The following is an 18,286-nucleotide window of genomic DNA, read 5'->3' on the forward strand; positions in this document are numbered from 1 at the left end:
CGAGCGCTCCCGGCAGGAGGACGAACCCACCGTTGCCGTCGGCAATCGGTGCCCACGTCGCGCCTGCACCGCACTCGGCCCCGGCCTCGCTCCCCACCGTCGAGGAGGTCTCCGCCGGCGGCGTCGTGGTGGACACGTCTGACGACGAACTGAGGGTAGCGATTATTGCCCGCCTTAACAGGGGCGGACGGCTGGAGTGGTGCCTGCCCAAGGGCCACCCCGAGGGCCGGGAGAACAACGAGGAAGCCGCGGTCCGTGAGATTGCCGAGGAAACCGGCATCGACGGTGACATTCTGGCCCCGCTGGGCAGCATCGATTATTGGTTTACCGTCAGCGGGCACCGCGTCCACAAGACGGTGCACCACTACCTGCTGCGGGCCACCGGCGGTGAACTCACCATCGAAAACGATCCTGACAAGGAAGCGGTTGATGTTGCCTGGGTTCCCATCCACGAGCTCGCCCGCAAGCTTTCGTTCCCGAATGAACGCCGCATCGCCGACCTGGCACGCGAAGTACTTCCAGAGCACCTCTGACCGTCCGGCAATGCCTGCCGGATACCCCCTTGCGTGCCGCGATATCAGTGCCCAGGTGAGACGATGAAGACGATGTCAGCAGCCAATCCGTCCTCCGACCAGCCCGCGCAGCCGGGCGAAACACCGCCCGGTGTGACGCCCGCCAGCGATGCAGCCTCCAGTGCCGCGCAACCCGGTGAGGCCCGCTCCAGCGCCATCATGGCTGCCGGGACGCTGGTGTCGCGTGTGCTGGGATTCGGCAAGACCTGGATGCTCGGCGCGGCGCTGGGCCTGGGCTCGACCGTTAATGACACGTTCATCAACGCCAACAACCTGCCCAACCTGATCTTCCTGCTCGTGGCCGGCGGGGTGTTCAACGCCGTGCTGGTCCCCCAGATCATCAAAGCCAGCAAAGCTCCGGACAGGGGAGCGGACTACATCAGCAGGCTGCTCACGCTGGCAGTTCTCGTGCTTCTGTCCCTGACCCTGCTGGTCACGCTGCTCGCGCCGGCCGTCATCGAACTCACCACGCAGGGCTACTCGCCGCAGCAAAAGGCACTGGCTGTTACCTTCGCCTTCTGGTGCCTGCCGCAGATCTTCTTTTACGGCCTCTACGCGCTGCTAACGCAGGTCCTCAATGCCAACGGGGCCTTCGGCCCGGCCATGTGGGCACCAATCCTGAACAACATCGTGGCCATCGCCGGCCTCGGAATGTTCATCTGGATCTTCGGTGCCAACAATGTCAACCGGCATTCGCTGGATAACTGGGGTCCGTCCCAGACGTTCTTCGTCGCCGGGTTCTCAACCATCGGCGTCCTCTCGCAGACGGCCATCCTCCTGATCCCGGTATTCCGGCTGAAGTTGGGGCTGCGCCCGCGCTTTGGCTGGCGCGGGGTGGGCCTGGGCCATGCGGCGAGACTGAGCGTTTGGACGCTCCTGACCGCCGCTGCCGGGCAGCTCGCGTTCCTGTACGTGATGCGCATTGCCACCATCCCCGGCGCCGAGCGGCTCCGGCTGCAGGAGGCCGGCGATCCCGCCGGGGACATGCTTCCGGGCAACGCAGTCCTGGAAGTGGCCAGCCAGCTGTACCTGCTCCCGCACTCGATCATCGCGCTGTCCCTGGCCACCGTGCTGTTCAACCGGATGACCCGCGCCTCGCAGGACGGCAACCGTGCGGAGCTCCGCGAAGCCCTGTCGCAGGGGCTGCGGACCATGGCGGTGGCAACGGTGTTCGGTGCGCTGGCGCTGTTCGCCCTCGCCGGCCCGCTGGGCATGTTCTTCTCCGGCGGTGCCCGCACGGACGGCGTGATGCTGGCGCAGACGCTCACCATCCTGGCGCTGAGCACTCCGTTCATGAGCGCCAACTTCATGATGTCCCGGGTCTTCTATGCCAATGAGGACGCGCGCACGCCGTTCTACATCCAGCTGGTGCTGGCCCTGGTGAATGTGGTGGCCGCGTTCTTCATCCAGTTCCTGCCGTTCGACCAGATCATTTTCGCCATCGCCGTCCTTTACACCGCGGGGAACATCCTCTCGGTGGTCGTTTCCGCCTTCTTCCTGCGCCGCCTGCTGGGGCACCTGGACGGTCCGCGGATCATCAACTCATATATCCGGATGGGCTACGCCGCCCTCGGCTCGGCCGTTGCAGGTGTGGGTGCGCTGTGGCTGATGGGCAGCTACAGCCCGGTGGGCTTCGCCTGGAGCAGCCGGCCTGCAGCCCTAGCGACCATCATCGTCGTCGGGCCTGTGATGCTGGCGGTGTACCTGCTGCTGCTGAAGCTGTTCCGCGTCACCGAGCTGCGCGATCTGCTGCGGCCGCTGCTCGGGCGGCTGGGCCGCGGTTCCGGCGGGGATTCCGGTACACCGGCGGCTGCTCCCGCTGCCGCCACCACCGGCACTTCGGCCGCCGGAGCGTCCGCTGGCACTGCACAGCAGCGTCCGACGGCGGAACGAGCCACGGTTTCTTCGGACACCGGCCTGATTCCCCGGATTTCCGGCGAGTTCGATTCCGCCTCCTTCCGCGCCGGGCCCGCGCCGCAGCCGCAACCGGAAGATTACGACGACGCCGCTTACCTTCCTGAGGAGGACGTCCCCGGGACGGCCCGTGGGAACGCCCTGCGCGGAGAGATCCCGCTCCCGGGCCGCCGGACCTACCAGGGCACCCCCGGCCAGAACCCGCACTTCCCGTCACGGCGGAGGAAGAAAAAGTAGCCGGAGAGAGAGCCGGTCAGCCCCGTCTTCCGCGGCCGTTGCACAGCATCGGCTAGGATCGAAGGGAACAAAGGTAGTTGCAGACCACGGGTCCGCCGGTGCGCCGGAGGCCTTTCAGGGCGATGCATCGCCAGGGCCAGAAGCATTTCCCGGACAGGCTAGGAGGAACACGTGTCCCACCCGATCGATGTCGGATCAGTACTTGGCGGCCGCTACAAGGTCACGGCCACAGTGCTGAGCTCGCATGACCAGGATCTGGTGCTGGACGGTGTGGACCAGGTGCTGAACCGATCGGTCAGTATCCTGGTGGCCGGCCCGTACAACGCCGACCAAGTGGCCCAAAGTGCCCGGGAAGTGGCCACGGGGGAGCGCCCCGGGAACGTACAGATATTGGACCTTGGCGTCAGCGACGCCACGACCTACCTGATCACCAACCACACGTCCGCTGCTGACCTGTTGGACCTTGTGGTTGCTTCCAACCCACCCTACGTGGAGCCCTTCTTCACGGACACCCTGGGCAGCGAGATCTTCGGCCGGGCGCGCTCCCACGAACCCGAAACCTACGACGAAGACGACGAGGTCGAAGCCGGGTACATCAACTACAGCGAAGGCCAGTCCGGGCCGGGCGGGCAGTACCCCGCCACCTCCCCGGCCCCTGCCGGCGGCCCGTCCAGCCACGGGGCACCGGGTCCGCAGGGGCGCGGGCAGCAGGCGCCTGCGCAGGCACCCACAGCACCGGTGCGGAAGGCTCCCGTTGTGCCGCCGCTTCCGGCTGCCCACCCCGTCGCGGGGCCGGCCGCCGGTGCCGCTGGTGCGGCCGCCGGCGCGGCCGCTTCGCGGGGAACCCGGCAGGGGGTCCCGCAGACCACTGCGCCCCAGCCTGTTCAGCCGGACAGGGGCCACGAGCAGGACGCCGGCCACGAGGCCGTCCAGCACGACAACGTTGAGCAGGCGCTCCTGCAGCGCGAGAACAACCGCTCCGGCAAGGCCGCACGCGGAGCCGCCGATGCAGGTGCTGCGGCCGCAGCGTCCACGGGGGCTTCCGGCGACGGCCGCGGCTCATCCAAGGTGTCGCTGTGGTCCGAGAACGACTACGACTACGTCCCCGAAGACGGGCATGACGACGAGGGCAGCGACGCGCACGAGCCGGACCGCCGTGCAGGCAATTTCCCTCCCGTCGGCCGCACCGGCGCTGCTCCCGCAGCCGACTATTACGACGATGAAGACGACGAGCCCCAGAAGGAGCCGCGTTCCATGCGTTGGCTCGTGGGCGGCCTTCTCGCGGCCGTCCTGATCGTCGGACTCATCTTTGCCGTGACCAACCTCGGCAGCCTCTTCAAGAGTGCGCCGCAATCGGAAGCAACCCCCGGAGCCACCGCACCGCCGTCGGCCGCCACCAAACCTAGTACCGGTACCCCGACCCAAAGCACCGCCCCGGCGGCAGGGCCGCCGGCCATCGAGGGAATCACCCGGCAGGGCAACTTTGATTTCGCTTCGACGTACGACGGCGACCTGGGCAAGGCGTCTGATGGAAACGCGGCGAGCTACTGGTCAGACATGGAATTTGCCACCGAGGACTGGGGCGGTCTTGCTCCCGAGGGTGTCCCGCTGGTGGTCAAGCTCAAGAGCCCTTCCAAGGTCTCCTCGATCACGCTGAACCAGTTGGGCGCCTCGGGCGGAAACATCACGGTCTTCACCAACGACCGCCCGTCGCTGGACGGTGCAAAGCAGGTGGGAACCAACAGCTTCACTTCGCCTGACCTCACCATGCCGCTGGCCGAACCGGTGACTGCCCAGTACGTCATCGTCTCGATCAAGAACCTGCCAAAGCTCGCAGCCCCGAAGACCCGCTTTGGCTACGGCCTGCGGCTCGCGGAGATCAAGGTCCAGTAGAGGACACAGCCCAATACGAGGACACAGCCCAATAGTGGACACCCTGCAATAAGGGGCACTACCTCAGCGGTCATGTTCCTCCGAGGCGTAACCGGCATGGCCTGGGTGGCCGGAGACGGTACCCTTGTGGAAAGTCCCGTGGCGGTGTTCTCCTGCAGGCACGGGCGTTTCTGCCTGCCTGCAAACGCGTTTGGAATATTCCGCACTGCCAATCAGTTGTGCCATGTGGCCGGCCGGAAGGCTGGCGCATCGACAAAGGAAGAGGTTCACCGTTCAGTGAGCACCGCAGAAAACAGCGCGTCAGAAGTACGTGATGTCATCATCGTCGGCTCCGGCCCCGCAGGCTACACGGCTGCCGTGTACACGGCCCGTGCCAACCTGAAGCCGCTGCTTCTGGCTGGCTCCGTCACCGCGGGCGGTGAGCTCATGAACACCACCGACGTCGAGAATTACCCTGGCTTCCCAGAGGGCATCATGGGACCGGACCTCATGGAGAATTTCGAAAAACAGGCTGCGCGCTTCGGCACCGAAATCCAGTTTGAGGACGTCACCGCCCTCGATCTCGACGGCGACGTCAAGACCGTCACCATCGCAACGGGGGAGACCTTCCGCGCCCGCGCCATCATTCTGTCCACCGGCTCGGCGTACCGCGAGCTCGGCCTGGCCAACGAAAAGCGGCTCTCCGGCCACGGTGTCAGCTGGTGCGCAACCTGCGACGGTTTCTTCTTCAAGGACCAGGACATCGCCGTGATCGGCGGCGGCGACTCGGCCATGGAGGAAGCGCTCTTCCTCACCAAATTCGCCAGGTCCGTAACGGTGGTTCACCGCCGCGACACGCTCAAGGCCTCCAAGATCATGGGAGACCGCGCGCAGGCCCACGAGAAGATCAACTTCGTGTGGAACACCGCCGTCGAGGACGTCCTCGGCGAGGACAAAGTCACCGGCCTGAAGCTGAAGAACCTGGTCGACGGCACCGAGTCAGAGCTCGCCGTGACCGGAGTTTTCGTGGCTATCGGCAACGACCCGCGCACTGAGCTTGTCAAGGAGAGCCTGGAGATCACGGACGCCGGGACCATTGCCGTCGAGGGCCGCAGCTCCCGCACCAGCATCAAGGGCGTCTTCGCCGCCGGCGATGTTGTGGACCCGACCTACCGCCAGGCCATCACCGCGTCCGGCTCCGGCTGTGTCGCAGCGATCGATGTTGAGCACTACCTCGCAGACCTTCACGCCTGACCGGCGCTGAGAATCATTCCAAGAGAGAGACAAGGGTTATGAGCAACGCAAAAGACGTAACAGACGCAAGCTTCAGCAGCGACGTACTCGCCGCCGACAAGCCGGTAATCGTTGACTTCTGGGCGGAATGGTGCGGTCCGTGCCGCAAGCTGGGTCCCATCCTGGATGAGATCTCCGTCGAGTACGGCGAGAAGGTCAACGTGGTCAAGGTGAACGTTGATGACAACCCTGCCATCGCCGCCGAGTACGGCATCACCTCCATTCCTGCCGTGTACCTGTTCCAGGGCGGCGAAGTGAAAAGCACTGTCATCGGTGCCAAGCCGAAGCAGTTCTTCGAAAAGGAATTCGCGGACGTCCTGTCCTAGCCTCAACGCCGGACGGGATACCTGACAGGCAACGCCAGTCACGGTGCCGCTAAAAGGTGGCCATTGCTCCTAGGGGAGTGATGGCCACCTTTTTGTTCTTCAGGTGCTTCTCGGGGGCCCCGTGGGCGCTTCCTAGCGTGCTGCTGATCGGAGGAAACCTTTCGCGATCTCGTTCTACGGTGTTCCTCACTCAGAATCCGTCAGACATCCGCATTCGCGGCATCGGCGACTTGTGGCCAATACGCCACCAAACCGTGGCGTATCGTGCCGAGCTCGTTTCAGATTCGTGCCACTCGACGACGACGCCCTACCGCCCCTCGTGCCGAACAGCCCAAATGTCGGGCTTGGCTGGCTGCACAGAGGAAGACGTTTCACGTGAAACGGGGCAGCGTAAGCGAGAACCAACGCACGTGGAAAGCTCCGCGTGCGCGTCAGTGCAACCGGCCGCCTAGGCGTGTGACCAGCCACGGCAGGGATGGTTCCGTTTGGACGACGCCTGTGTTGTGCCCGCCTGTCTGTGTGCGCCCTCCAAGCCTGGGGCAAGACACGACGACGCCACGGACGTCCCATCTAGTGTTTACCCCTTTGAGCGGAGTGTCGCCGCCCGGTTACTGATAGCCTCCGGCGCAGCCCTAGGGCCGCAGTGCGGGCGAGAACGACGCTCGCGCCTCACCTGAGGCCGCAAACCCTGCCTGCCGCCAGCCGTACCGTCAGGTTCCAGCCAGGCACGGTGCACAAGGCGCCTCTGTTTCACGTGAAACATTGACCGTGCGCCAAGGGCTTTTGGCGCTTGTGAATGTCTGGGTTTGCGGCCTCACAGGGGAGTGGGCGATGGCCCCGGTATGCTGCGTCCATACAGCCGCGCAAGCCCGGAACACGCGGAATCGCAGCGCTCCCTCTTTTCCTCGCCGTCGGGATCTGCGAACGGCGGATTCGAAGCCGCACGGTGCACGAGAGCGTTTCGGACGTGTCTGTCTGCGGCAAGCGCAGCGCGGATGCCCTGAAGAATGCGCGCGGTTATCCTCATTCTCCAGCACTGTAACCACGCCAACCACGCCTCCATGAGCCGACGCCAAGGGTGCAGGTCACTGAACACGGTGCCATGTAACCGTTGAGCCGCACGGCGGTTGTACAAGGATGATCGTGCTGAACCGATCGGACTCGAGACAGGTGCATAGACGCGGAACCACCACGATTCGCCCCATAAGCGTGCGCGTCCGACATGATTTCTATACTCCCAACAGGGCGCAAAGCTTGCTCAGTGGAACCGCGATCCGCCTCGCCTCCTGACCCACCAAGCCGCTACTCATAGGTCTACGGCCTGAACTGGCATGCGTCCAGGCCGACGGTCGTCGTACGGTCACCAGTCGCACTGCCGCCGCGTAGTGCCGAACTGGGGCCAACGGGCAAACAAGTTGAGGTCTGGATTCCGCCGGTACCTTGAGGCCTGCTTGTCCTCGTGCCGGGACCTGTAGCAGCGCAGCACCGAAACCGGGAGCCGACCGAGTCTGTTCTCGGTGACTTGCGGTTCACGATTTCGGGCCCGCGGCCGGCGTAGCGGCCAAATGTACTGCGCCACCCGGGGTGGGCCTTGATGCTGTAGGCGCCAGGCCATAACCGACACCCGGATATCCGGCTCCTCGGTGCCGGCGGATCGTCTGCAGTGTTTCACGTGAAACGTTGAGCCGTACGGCATCGGTGCGCCGCATCCCGATGCCAATGCTTCAAGTGAAATGCCGCAACTCGCGTTACGCATCGTGGCACGACTACGCGCGAGCAGAACCGCACGAGGGTATCCGCAACCCATCCTGGACTGAGTTCTAGGGGTGGTCCCTCTCGAGCCCTGTGCATTGTTAGTGCCCAGAAGCAACCTAAAAGGGTCGTTAGAGTGACGCGTCACTGCATACCGAGACCAACCAATCCGCGCGCAGACTTTGATGTCCATTGTGGGCTATCAAATACAGATGGATACCGTCGCGTTCGATGCCGGTTGACATGCGCAGTCAGGCGAACGGTGCATCCCGGGAACACCCTGCACCACACCTTCCGGCATCCGCCCGATTCTGGTGCAGGGACAGGCTGGGGGGTTTCACGTGAAACCATGAGTAGGCGGCAGCTGGCCTCGGGTGCGTAGTACCACTAGGACCGCAGGAGGGATGGGAATCCAGTGCCCGCGCAGCCTGGCAACGATACTGCTCGTCTCCGCCCCTGTCCTACGGCACGGAACGGTGGTCCACAACGGGGAGTGCGATGGAATTCGCATTGCGCCATCCGCGGGACCCGACTTGGCTGGACTGCTCCAGGTTGAGGTTCGGGACGCCCGGTGCGGCCCCGCCCGGTTCTCCTCTTCGCACAGATGCGTATGCAGCTTGCTCACGTCAACGTTGATCTCTACGCACCACCTGGGTCATCACTGCCCGGTCCTCTACAGACTTCAGGGTCAATTGCCGACCTCCCTGACTGTGGAAGCCGAACCGCGCAGTATAGCCATGCTAGCTACTACTAGGCTCCCGGCGCGGGTTTAGTGCAGCGCGTGCCCTCGGACCCGGCCGGCACGGCGGCCGGCGAGCTGGATGAGAATCGAGTGTGAACGTGCGAAGGGCAGCCACGGGCTCGTTCTGAACTGCCTTTGTTCTGGTGTCGTGCGTACGAGCTCCAATGCACGAACGTACAGACAGCCGCTATCGAACCCAACAATAGACAACGGAGGACGTCCGATTGGAGCCCGGCCATTGCGCGGCCCAGGCTCCGGGTGTTTCGACTGCAGCCCAGAGTCATCCTTCGAGGACGAAGGAAGGGAAGACGATGGCGGTTTTGGTCCGACCACTCTAGCTGTCGGGGATGGAGTCCTTGGGCCCCTACTACAGCGCCTGTTGTACAGCCATCTAAAGGCAGTGAAATGCCAGGTGATTAGATCGACGCACCTAGCTTGGGCCCTCGCTCGACCAGGCCGCGGAGGGGAAAAGCGTCGGGCGCAAATTCTCCGCTGCCCCCGGTCCGAAATCGTCGCCACAAGCGCCGTCGGCGGCATTGAAGTGGCCCACTCGCGAGTGAGCAGTGGGATGTCATCCGCCGATGTACGAAGTCTCACAATGAGATTATTCACAGTCTTATCCACAGCGCTATCCACATGCTTATCCACAGCCATCTTTCCGGCGTTGGGACACATCGGCGCAGCCGGTGAAGGACCTCACACCAGCTGGGCCTCGAGCGACGTCCCGCCACCGGCCCGCCGATCAACTTTTCCGATAGGCGGTCATCCGGCGCGGCGGCCTGTTTGCGCACTAAGTCACTGGTCTAGGTAACCAATACCATTCGATGAATGGCCGCTAACCCACCAAGAAAGCGAAGTGGATGATGTGGGCCAACCGTCATCTTCCAGTTTCACGTGAAACACTAGGCGAGCGTGACCCGCCCTAGTATGCCCCTGGGGTCAGAGCCAGCTAGCGCACGCAGTACGCGGAAGAGTGCGCGGCCAGGATATCCGCCCGGATACCCACAGAGTTATCCACAGAGTTATCCACCGGCTCATCAACAGCTCCTGCGGGGCTGTGGGAACAAACGTGGGATCCTGTTTTTCACCCAGTCCGACAGCACTCATCGATCCTGTGACGGACATCGTCCCGCGCCAGCATCCGCCTCCGCCCAGCGGCTGGCCGCCTACTGCTCCAGCCAGGCCGACTCTCGTGGCAGCTCAGGAAACATAGTCCCGACCGGGTGGTTGCCACTGATGCATCAGCCACAAGCAGATCACCAGATCACCATCCGATTTCGTAAGCCGGGGGAGCACACAAGGGGTGGGCGAATGCGCAGGCCGATTCCTTGCAATTTCTGTCCGTCCCCTCACGACCCGGGGCCGTCAAACACCGTTGCATGATCCGCCATGGTCTCTTCCGTTGGTGCCGGTGACTGATGCGCGTCTGGACCTCTGCACATCCACGGGCCCGAACCCTCACCGCGAAGGGCTACGTAGCTCCCAATGCGAGCCCAAGCATCTACTTGAGGCAGCGGTTGCCCGGGCAGCCGGCGCTCATTCACACGACCCGCACCAGAACGTTTCACGTGAAACCACCCTTCCGCCCACGCTTCGCCATGGGGGCAGCGGAGGTACCGTAGAGGAGCATTTGTAGCTCCCCAGGGGACAGCAGAGAGGGGCGCACGTCTGCGGATGTCGCCAGGAGGCCGTATTGCCCCAACCGCCTTCGCCACATTGAAAGTGCGCCTACCTAGGACCGCCAGTCAGGCTAGCTTCGGACGGGAATCGCCTGCGGCACGCACTTCTCATGGGGGGCTACCACCCCGGGATCAGGAGAATTCCGGAACCTGCCGCACACGATCCTCTTATGGTCTAAGTTCTCGTAGTGGCCCTCGGTTCCACGATTACTAACGATGGCTCCGCTGCCTCCTCGGGCCTCTGGGCTGACGTGCCTGGCCGCAAGCGCCGAGGAGTCTGCCGCACCCGCTCACTGGCTTGCCAGCCGGCCGAAGGGCGGTGCTCTGCTACTGCGCAACACTCACCAAGACACGTCGGATATCGATTCTGGAGGCCGCTGCCGGGCAGAAGTGGGGCATGCGGCAGATCTTAGACCTCTTCCTGGTTCACAAATGTGTTGCTAGGAAGTTGTCCCGTTTCACGTGAAACATCTGCCGAGAAGTGTACGCTGCGTTGCGGTGCCGCCGACCACCTTATGGGTACAGGCGAGCGTTTCCCCACACGTGAGGTTTGCCGTTACAGGGGCCATCGCGCCTCCATCCTTGGCTCACGAAATTGATGAGCGCAGCGAGGTGATCGATGAGATGATTGCCGTGAACCGGACAGAGTAGCCCATTGGAACCGGGGGAGCACGTCTGCGCGCCCACCGCGTGCAGCTGTTGGGCAACACGGTAATAACCACATCTTAAGGACAGCTTTGCTTACCGCCGCAGTGCAATGAGATTGGATATAGATTGAACTCCAATCCTTCTGCGGTCTTCAATCAACTCGCCGGGTTCGGAGCGTGCGGACGGCACCTAATACAGCCGAAGCGAATGCAGTGTGGCACTTGTCGTGCCGGATGTTTCAGAAGGGGGACACCAAGGCCCCCAAGAAATGCTGGCTTGCGCGGAGGTTCGGCAACCCTGCTGGCCTGGTTCCGGTGTAGTTTCACGTGAAACAGCGCCCCGATGGCGGTGCCGGCTCAACGACTGATGCCACGCAGCAGAAAAGGACGACGACACCCTCCACCTTTCACTCCGCCAAGGACATGCAGGGCGCACGCCAAGGGACGGCAACATAGTAAACGGCAGAATGAGTGCAGGAACGATCAGAAGGTCCTGAAAGGACCGCAGGTGTCTCCCTGGCATCTAGCACCGCGCAAGCCTACGCTCTAGAGCAAAGTCCTTCTCGAAAAGCGCCGAGCAGCAGGCTATTACGGGACCGCCGGAACGCTTGACGTTCTCATGTACAAGCGAACCCATGCTCCATCACCGGACGAAGAGCGGCATCCAGGAGTCGCAGACAGTTACGGTTGGCCGAACGCCAGATGAAGCAGGAAAGAGCTCATTCCGGCCGAAGCCAACATGAGTTCCGCCGAGTGTCGCCTCAATACGCCCAACTCCTGAGCAAGGTTTCTCCTACACCTACATGGTTCTATTGGTCCAGCAAGGCGACAATCGGGTCCGTAGCTCACTAACCGGCAGCCATCTTGCTGCAGCTCAATTGACCTTGACTGCACGACCAAGACAGATGGCGCAAAGCCCAACCGCGGCATCTACCGCATTACCGTCGCTAGAAACCGCTAAGCAAACAGAGCGCGCGAATACAGAAAAGGGCCCGTTCACCTGAACGGGCCCTTGTCGACAGAGGTACTTTAGTTTTCCGCGCCCGGCGCGAGGACATCCATGATGCGGTTGAGGTCTTCAACGCTAGCGAATTCAATACTCACACGGCCTTTACGTGCTCCTAGCGAGATCTTCACGTTGGTGTCGAGCCTGTCCGAGAGCGAGGAGGCCAGATAATCCAGCCGTTCGTGACGTGCGCCCGGGCGGGGAATGTTGTTCTTCGCCGGCGTCGCGGGTTCGCGGTGAAGGGTGACCGCTTCTTCGGTGGCCCGGACCGACATGCCCTCAGCCACAATCTTCTGCGCAAGGCGTTCCATTGACGCTGCGTCGGGAAGCGAAAGCAGGGCCCTGGCGTGGCCGGCAGACAGCACATTGGCGGCGACGCGACGCTGCACCAGCGGCGGGAGCTTCAGCAGCCGCAGAGTATTGGATACCTGCGGACGTGAACGGCCAATGCGGTCAGCAAGCTGCTCGTGCGTTGTGCCAAAGTCCTCCAGCAGCTGCTGGTAGGCAGCGGCCTCTTCGAGCGGATTCAGCTGGCTGCGGTGCAGGTTTTCCAGAAGTGCATCACGGAGCAGGTCATCATCCGTCGTGTCGCGGACGATCGCGGGGATCGTGGAATGCCCGGCGGCTTGAACTGCCCGCCACCGGCGCTCACCCATCACCAGTTCGTACGGTTCTCCACCCTTTTCGGTTGAAGTACGTACCACAATTGGCTGGAGAACGCCTATCTCACGAACAGAGTGAACGAGCTCCGCCATGTCGTCCTCATCGAAGACAGAACGTGGCTGTTTACGGTTTGGGTGGATGTCCGTGACAGGAATTTCCGCAAAACGGACGCCCGGCACCTCGACGAGATCAACGCCGTTGTCCAAGGCAGTAGCGGAGTCTACGTTCTCCCCGGCAGCGGCAGCCTGGGCAGAAGCGGCAGCGTTCTTGGGCACATCCGCGGCAGACTTGTCCGAGCGAGCGGCCTCGGACGTCGCTGCACCCTTGTCGGCCATAGCCGCCCCGGCCTTTGCAGAACCCGCGCCAGCTTCGGAAGCACCGATCCTGGAAGCGGCGGTCTTCGCATTGGAGTTGGCAGGGGAAGACTTCACCGCATCCGAACCATCCTTGGCGCCGGCATCAGCATCTGCCTCGGCCGAAGCCTTCCGACCGGACCGGCGCGCAGGTGTTTCGTCGAGCTCCGGCTTGTCCGGCTCAACGGCCGGTACAGGCTCAGCTGTCTTGCGCGCCTCGGGGAAGAACAGATCCACAGGGCGCGACGGAGCTGCTCCGTTACCCGAAGCGCTTGCGGACGCGGAACTTGGGATGAGTGCGCCAAGACCGCGACCGAGCCCACGTCGCTTATCGCTCATGGATGATTCCCTCCATCGGAAGAGCCCGGCTATGCCGGGCTCCGGCTGTTGCTGTGTTTGGAAAATTCTAACGCTCAGCGATTTCCGCTGCGGCTTCCAGGTAGGACAACGCGCCGCTGGAGGATGGATCGTACGTCATGACGGTCTGCTGGTAACTCGGCGCTTCGGAGATCCGCACAGAGCGCGGAACGACGGCGCCGAGGACCTGCTCCGGGAAGTGCTGCCTGACTTCAGCCGCCACCTGGGCGGCCAGGTTGGTGCGTCCGTCGTACATGGTGAGCAGAATCGTGGAAACTTCCAGTTCTGCATTCAGGTGCTTCTGGATCATCTCGATGTTCTTCAGCAGCTGGCTCAGTCCTTCGAGTGCATAGTATTCGCACTGGATGGGGATGAGGACCTCGCCGGCCGCGCAGAAGGCATTGACCGTCAGCAGGCCCAGGCTGGGCGGGCAGTCGATGAAGATGTAGTCGAGACGCTGCTCGCCCTTCTTCTGCCGCGCCTTGGCATAGACATCGATGGCGCGGCGGAGGCGCTGCTCCCGTGCCACCAGGGAGACGAGCTCGATCTCGGCGCCGGCCAGATGGATGGTTGCCGGGGCGCAGATGAGGTTGCTGATGTCCGGGCACTGTGCCACGACGTCCTCGAGAGGCAGATCGTTGATCAATACGTCATAGATGCTGTCGACGTCGGCATGGTGCTCAATGCCCAGGGCCGTGGACGCGTTGCCCTGCGGGTCGATGTCGATGACCAGGACGTTCAAGCCGGCGGCCGCCAGCGCTGCGGCGATGTTGACGGTGGTTGTGGTCTTTCCCACTCCACCCTTTTGGTTTGAGACCGTGAAGATACGTGTCTTCTCCGGCTTCGGAAGGTTGCGGCCGAGGAGCCGTTCCCGCCTCCTGTTCTCATGCGCGAGTTCCCGGGCGATGGGGCTCGAGTCATCCAGGGTGTCTAGGACGTTGCCTCGGGTTGCCGTTTCACGTGAAACCTTGGGAGTACTCGTACTTGCAACCGGATTGGACTGATTTAGTGTCGTAGCGACCGGTGATACGCCAAAGGCACGCGCCGACCCCAGAGACACGAACGGGGGGATCCGCTGCGTGGAGGTTTCGCTACTGGTCACTGGGACACACTCACTCTCGTTCGGCCTTCACTGCCGTTCTCTAGCCTAACCGCTACACCCTAAGGACCCGCGGCACCTTGCGGGGCTAGGCCCTCTTTTGGGACTTCTTTACTACGATGCGCACCACCGTGGTGGGCTCCTCGAGCAGGTCTTGGCCTACAGTGACCACTGACGTCTCCACGCCACCAAGCTTGCGGATGGCCTTAGCCGCCTTGTCGATCTCATCGGCGGCGCTGCGGCCCTTGATCGCCACGACTTCACCCTCGCCGCCAAGCAGGGGAATGGTGAGGCCTGCAAGATTGCTCAGGGCGGACACTGCCCGGGCGGTCACGACGTCGGCCGTCACCATGCCTACGGCGAGCTCGGCGCGCGTGCGCATCACGGTGACGTTCCTCAAACCGAGATCGTCAACCACTTCCTGCAGCCAGATCACCCGGCGCTCCAGCGGTTCGATGAGGGTCAGTTCGAGGTCGGGGCGGGCGATAGCCAGGCAAAGGCCCGGCAGGCCGGCGCCGCTTCCGACGTCGGCCACGTGGCTGCCCTGGGGAATCTCACTTTCGATCACCGCGCAGTTCAGGACGTGGCGTCCCCAGAGCCTGGGGATTTCCCGCGGGCCGATAAGCCCGCGTTCGGTCCCGGACGTCGCCAGGTGTTCGACATACCGTTCAGCCAGGCCCAGGCGGTCACCGAAAATCTTCTCCGCCGCCTGGCGCTCGGCTGCCGTCATTTCAACCATCAGTAAGTCAGCCAACGGTTCAGTCGGCGGAAACGACGATGTGCCGGCCTGCACCCTCGCCCTCGGACTCGCTGACGAATCCAAGGTCGGCGACGGCGTCGTGGACGATCTTCCGCTCGTAGGCGCTCATGGGCTCCAGCGCGACAGCGTCGCCGCTTTCCTTGACGGAGGCGACGGCGTCTTCAGCGATCTTCTGCAGGTGGCCCGCGCGTTCCTTCCGGTAGCCGTTGATGTCGAGCACCAGGCGCGAGCGGTTTTCCGTCGCAGAAAGAACGGACAGCCGCGTCAGCTCCTGCAGGGCTTCCAGGACCTCGCCGTCCCGCCCGACGAGGCTATCCAGCCCGGCAGATTCTTCCTCGGCCACGATCGAGATGTAGGTGCGGCCGTTGCGGACCTCGATGTCAATGTCGCCATCGATGTCGGCGATGTCGAGCAGTTCCTCAAGGTAGTCGGCGGCTACATCGCCCTCTTCTTCCAGGCGGCTTGCCGTCGTGCCCTTGCCCGCATCTACGGTAGCGGCAACGGAGTCCTGGTCTTCGCCGGCTTCAGCGGAAAGTGCGTGCTCAGAGCTCTCAACAGACATTACTTCTTCTTCCTGTTCTTGCGTTGTGGCTGAATGCGCTGCGTCCGGGCCTCGGCAACCGCAGCGGCGGCAGCGGCCTCCGCCTCGGGATCAGCCTTCTTGCCGCCCAGGATGGGAAGGGCCGGAAGGCCCTTGGCGGCACGGCGCTCGGCGAGGGCCTTGGCGGCGGGGGATCCCGGCGTCGGCATGCGGCGGATGACAAAGAACTGCTGGCCCATGGTCCACAGGTTGGTGGTGGTCCAGTAGATGAGGACACCGATGGGGAAGTTGATGCCGCCCACACCGAATACGAGCGGCAGGATGTACAGCATCATCTTCTGCTGGCGCATGAACGGGCTGGCCATGGCCTCTTCAGACATGTTCTTGGCCATGATCTGCTTCTGCGTGATGAACTGTGACGCCGTCATGGCGATGATCATCAGGATGCTCAGTACGACGACGGCGACGTTCCCGACACCGCCGTGCAGCAGGGCAGCAGACAACGGAGCCCCAAAAATGCTCGACTCGTCGAACTGCACTACCTGTTCCTGGCTCATGGCTCCGATGCCCTGACCCTGGGTCTTGGCTGAGCTGATGCCGGACAACACCTGGAACAGAGCGAAGAAGAACGGCATCTGGATCAGCATGGGCAGGCAGGCCGAGAACGGGTTGGTCCCGTGCTTCTTGTACATGGCCATCTGCTCCTGCGCCATTGCCTGGCGGGAGAGCTGGTCGGTCTTGCCTTTGTACTTGTCCTGCAGCTTCTTCAGGTCCGGCTGCAGGAGCTGCATGCCGCGCTGAGCCTTGATCTGCTTGACGAAAACGGGAATGAGGGCGGCACGGATCACCAGCACCAGACCGATGATGGACAGCGTCCAGGTCCATCCGGATGCCTCAGGCAGGCCGATGGCGCTGAGGCCTTCGTGGAAGCCCACCATGATGATGGACACAAGCCATTTGAACGGAAACATGATTGTTTCAAAGAAGTCCATACGATATCCCTATTCGTCAGGCCGCAGCGCGGCCTTCTCCATCAGTCTGAGCAGCCAGGTACTTGTCCGGGTTGTTCAGCACAACAATTGTGGGTGTCTGGTGTTCGGGCCATTCGCGATGACCGGCGGGGACATGGTCCACGCCGCCGGCATTCCACGGGTGGCAGCGCACCAGGCGCTTGGCCGCCAGCCAGCTTCCCTTGACCGCCCCGTGCACGGTGATGGCTTCGAGCGCATAGGCCGAGCAGGAGGGAAAGAAGCGGCAAACCTGGCCGTACAAGGGAGAAATCACCTTGCGGTAGGCCAGGAGCAGAAGAATGAGGATATTGCGGGGCAGGTTCCAGATGAACTTGCCCGCAGCCGCTGCTGCGGACTTGGGGGAACGGACGACGGCGGCACTCGGGTCAAGCACGCTGTGTCCCCTCCTGTGTTGTTCCGTCCGGTCGCGTTCCGGCCGGCCTTGTTCCGGTTACCCCCGGGTGGCGGCCAGCCAGCCGCCTCATGGTGTTTGCCAAGGCAGCGTTGTAGTCCGCCAGGAGTTCATCCCAGCTGGCTGTTGCGGAGGCCGGCAAAGCACGCACCACAATAGCGAATCCGGTGCCGTACTCGCGCAGCGAGACAGCGCCGGCTTCTCTAAGTCTCCTCTTAACGAGGTTCCTGGCAACAGCGTTCCCGACAGCCTTGGAAACGATGAAGCCGATGCGGCTTGGTTCGTCGGCTCCAATAGTTGCCGTATATAACACTACGTTCCGGCGTCCATTGCGGACGCCGGAACGTACAGTTGTTGAAAAATCGGTTGAAGTCCTCAGGCGGTTCCGGGTGGCAAGCACCGCTAATCTCGCAGAAGGAAGAAGACCGACAAGTCAGTATTTATGCCGACAGTTCGGTGCGGCCCTTGCCACGGCGGGCGGCCAGAATGGCACGGCCGGCACGGGTGCGCATACGAAGGCGGAAGCCGTGCTTCTTGGCCCGACGGCGGTTATTCGGCTGAAAAGTCCGCTTGCTCACGTTAGTTACTCCAGTGGATCAAAGGTGCGCCCACCCGATCAGTAAAGGGGAAGAACTGGCCGACGCTAAGTTTTGTATGTGTCTGCTTCCCCTGGATTTTCCCGGAACACGTGAAGCGTCCGGAAGTCCAAAATGGGGTCAGAAAGCAGGCACAAAGGACTCCACAACGTTAGGGCAAAACGCCGCCGGGAGTCAAACCGGCAGGCCATCGGGCGTGTTTCCCCAGCTGTGGCTAACGGGGTGCCGAACCTGTGGATGAAGCGGCTCGCGATCGCCGTTTTCGAACCACAACCGTGTAATTATCCACAAGGCACTTCCCAGCTATCTTCTAGGCTTTTCATCCCCTAGAGTGTCTCAGTAGCCGATTATCCACGGACTGTGCATAACCCTGTGGATTAAGCCGGGCCAGCACCCTGGTTTCGGGCTTGCGGCTGCATGTAATGCAGGCAGCAAGCTTTGAGGAACCAAATTTG

13 protein-coding genes are annotated in these 18,286 nt (G+C 62.9%); 5 read left to right on the forward strand and 8 right to left on the reverse strand.

Going from position 1 to position 18,286, the window contains the following annotated elements:
• Positions 1-32: 32 nt before the first annotated feature.
• From LFT45_RS22230 to trxA, 5 genes are all read left to right on the forward strand, one after another.
• Positions 33-533, forward strand: coding sequence for an NUDIX hydrolase (locus tag LFT45_RS22230; protein WP_003800186.1), 501 nt, complete (start codon positions 33-35; stop codon positions 531-533).
• 72 nt (positions 534-605) lie between these two features.
• A complete protein-coding gene (gene murJ / locus LFT45_RS22235; protein WP_236809473.1) occupies positions 606-2,723 on the forward strand; it encodes a murein biosynthesis integral membrane protein MurJ in 2,118 nt (705 codons plus the stop codon).
• A 171-nt stretch (positions 2,724-2,894) separates the two neighbouring features.
• Complete coding sequence (locus LFT45_RS22240) at positions 2,895-4,616, forward strand: ABC transporter substrate-binding protein (protein WP_236805928.1); 1,722 nt, start codon at positions 2,895-2,897, stop codon at positions 4,614-4,616.
• Between the two features lie 276 nt (positions 4,617-4,892).
• The gene (trxB, locus tag LFT45_RS22245; RefSeq protein WP_236805929.1) at positions 4,893-5,849 is read left to right on the forward strand and encodes a thioredoxin-disulfide reductase; all 957 of its coding nucleotides are present in this window, start codon (positions 4,893-4,895) and stop codon (positions 5,847-5,849) included.
• Positions 5,850-5,887: 38 nt separating this feature from the next.
• On the forward strand, positions 5,888-6,214 hold the full coding sequence (trxA, locus tag LFT45_RS22250; RefSeq protein WP_111903149.1) for a thioredoxin: 327 nt from the start codon (positions 5,888-5,890) through the stop codon (positions 6,212-6,214).
• Positions 6,215-12,063: 5,849 nt separating this feature from the next.
• Here the strand turns inward: trxA and LFT45_RS22255 are convergent.
• The 8 genes from LFT45_RS22255 to rpmH all read right to left on the reverse strand — a co-directional run bounded on the left by LFT45_RS22255 (position 12,064) and on the right by rpmH (position 17,813).
• Positions 12,064-13,395, reverse strand: a complete 1,332-nt coding sequence (locus tag LFT45_RS22255) for a ParB/RepB/Spo0J family partition protein (RefSeq protein WP_236805930.1) — start codon at positions 13,393-13,395, stop codon at positions 12,064-12,066.
• Between the two features lie 67 nt (positions 13,396-13,462).
• On the reverse strand, positions 13,463-14,515 hold the full coding sequence (locus LFT45_RS22260) for a ParA family protein (RefSeq protein WP_272912730.1): 1,053 nt from the start codon (positions 14,513-14,515) through the stop codon (positions 13,463-13,465).
• Between the two features lie 85 nt (positions 14,516-14,600).
• The gene (rsmG, locus tag LFT45_RS22265; RefSeq protein WP_236805931.1) at positions 14,601-15,251 is read right to left on the reverse strand and encodes a 16S rRNA (guanine(527)-N(7))-methyltransferase RsmG; all 651 of its coding nucleotides are present in this window, start codon (positions 15,249-15,251) and stop codon (positions 14,601-14,603) included.
• Between the two features lie 19 nt (positions 15,252-15,270).
• The gene (locus LFT45_RS22270; RefSeq protein WP_236805932.1) at positions 15,271-15,834 is read right to left on the reverse strand and encodes a Jag family protein; all 564 of its coding nucleotides are present in this window, start codon (positions 15,832-15,834) and stop codon (positions 15,271-15,273) included.
• Complete coding sequence (yidC, locus tag LFT45_RS22275) at positions 15,834-16,805, reverse strand: membrane protein insertase YidC (protein WP_236805933.1); 972 nt, start codon at positions 16,803-16,805, stop codon at positions 15,834-15,836. Before yidC ends, LFT45_RS22270 begins: the two co-directional genes overlap by 1 nt.
• A gap of 16 nt (positions 16,806-16,821) precedes the next feature.
• The gene (gene yidD / locus LFT45_RS22280) at positions 16,822-17,217 is read right to left on the reverse strand and encodes a membrane protein insertion efficiency factor YidD (protein ID WP_236805934.1); all 396 of its coding nucleotides are present in this window, start codon (positions 17,215-17,217) and stop codon (positions 16,822-16,824) included.
• Complete coding sequence (rnpA, locus tag LFT45_RS22285) at positions 17,210-17,635, reverse strand: ribonuclease P protein component (protein WP_236805935.1); 426 nt, start codon at positions 17,633-17,635, stop codon at positions 17,210-17,212. Before rnpA ends, yidD begins: the two co-directional genes overlap by 8 nt.
• Before the next feature lie 40 nt (positions 17,636-17,675).
• Entirely contained in the window at positions 17,676-17,813 is a 138-nt protein-coding gene (rpmH, locus tag LFT45_RS22290; protein WP_003800212.1) for a 50S ribosomal protein L34, read from the reverse strand.
• Positions 17,814-18,286: the final 473 nt, after the last annotated feature.

Source organism: Arthrobacter sp. FW305-BF8 (assembly GCF_021789315.1).
Lineage (GTDB): Bacteria > Actinomycetota > Actinomycetes > Actinomycetales > Micrococcaceae > Arthrobacter.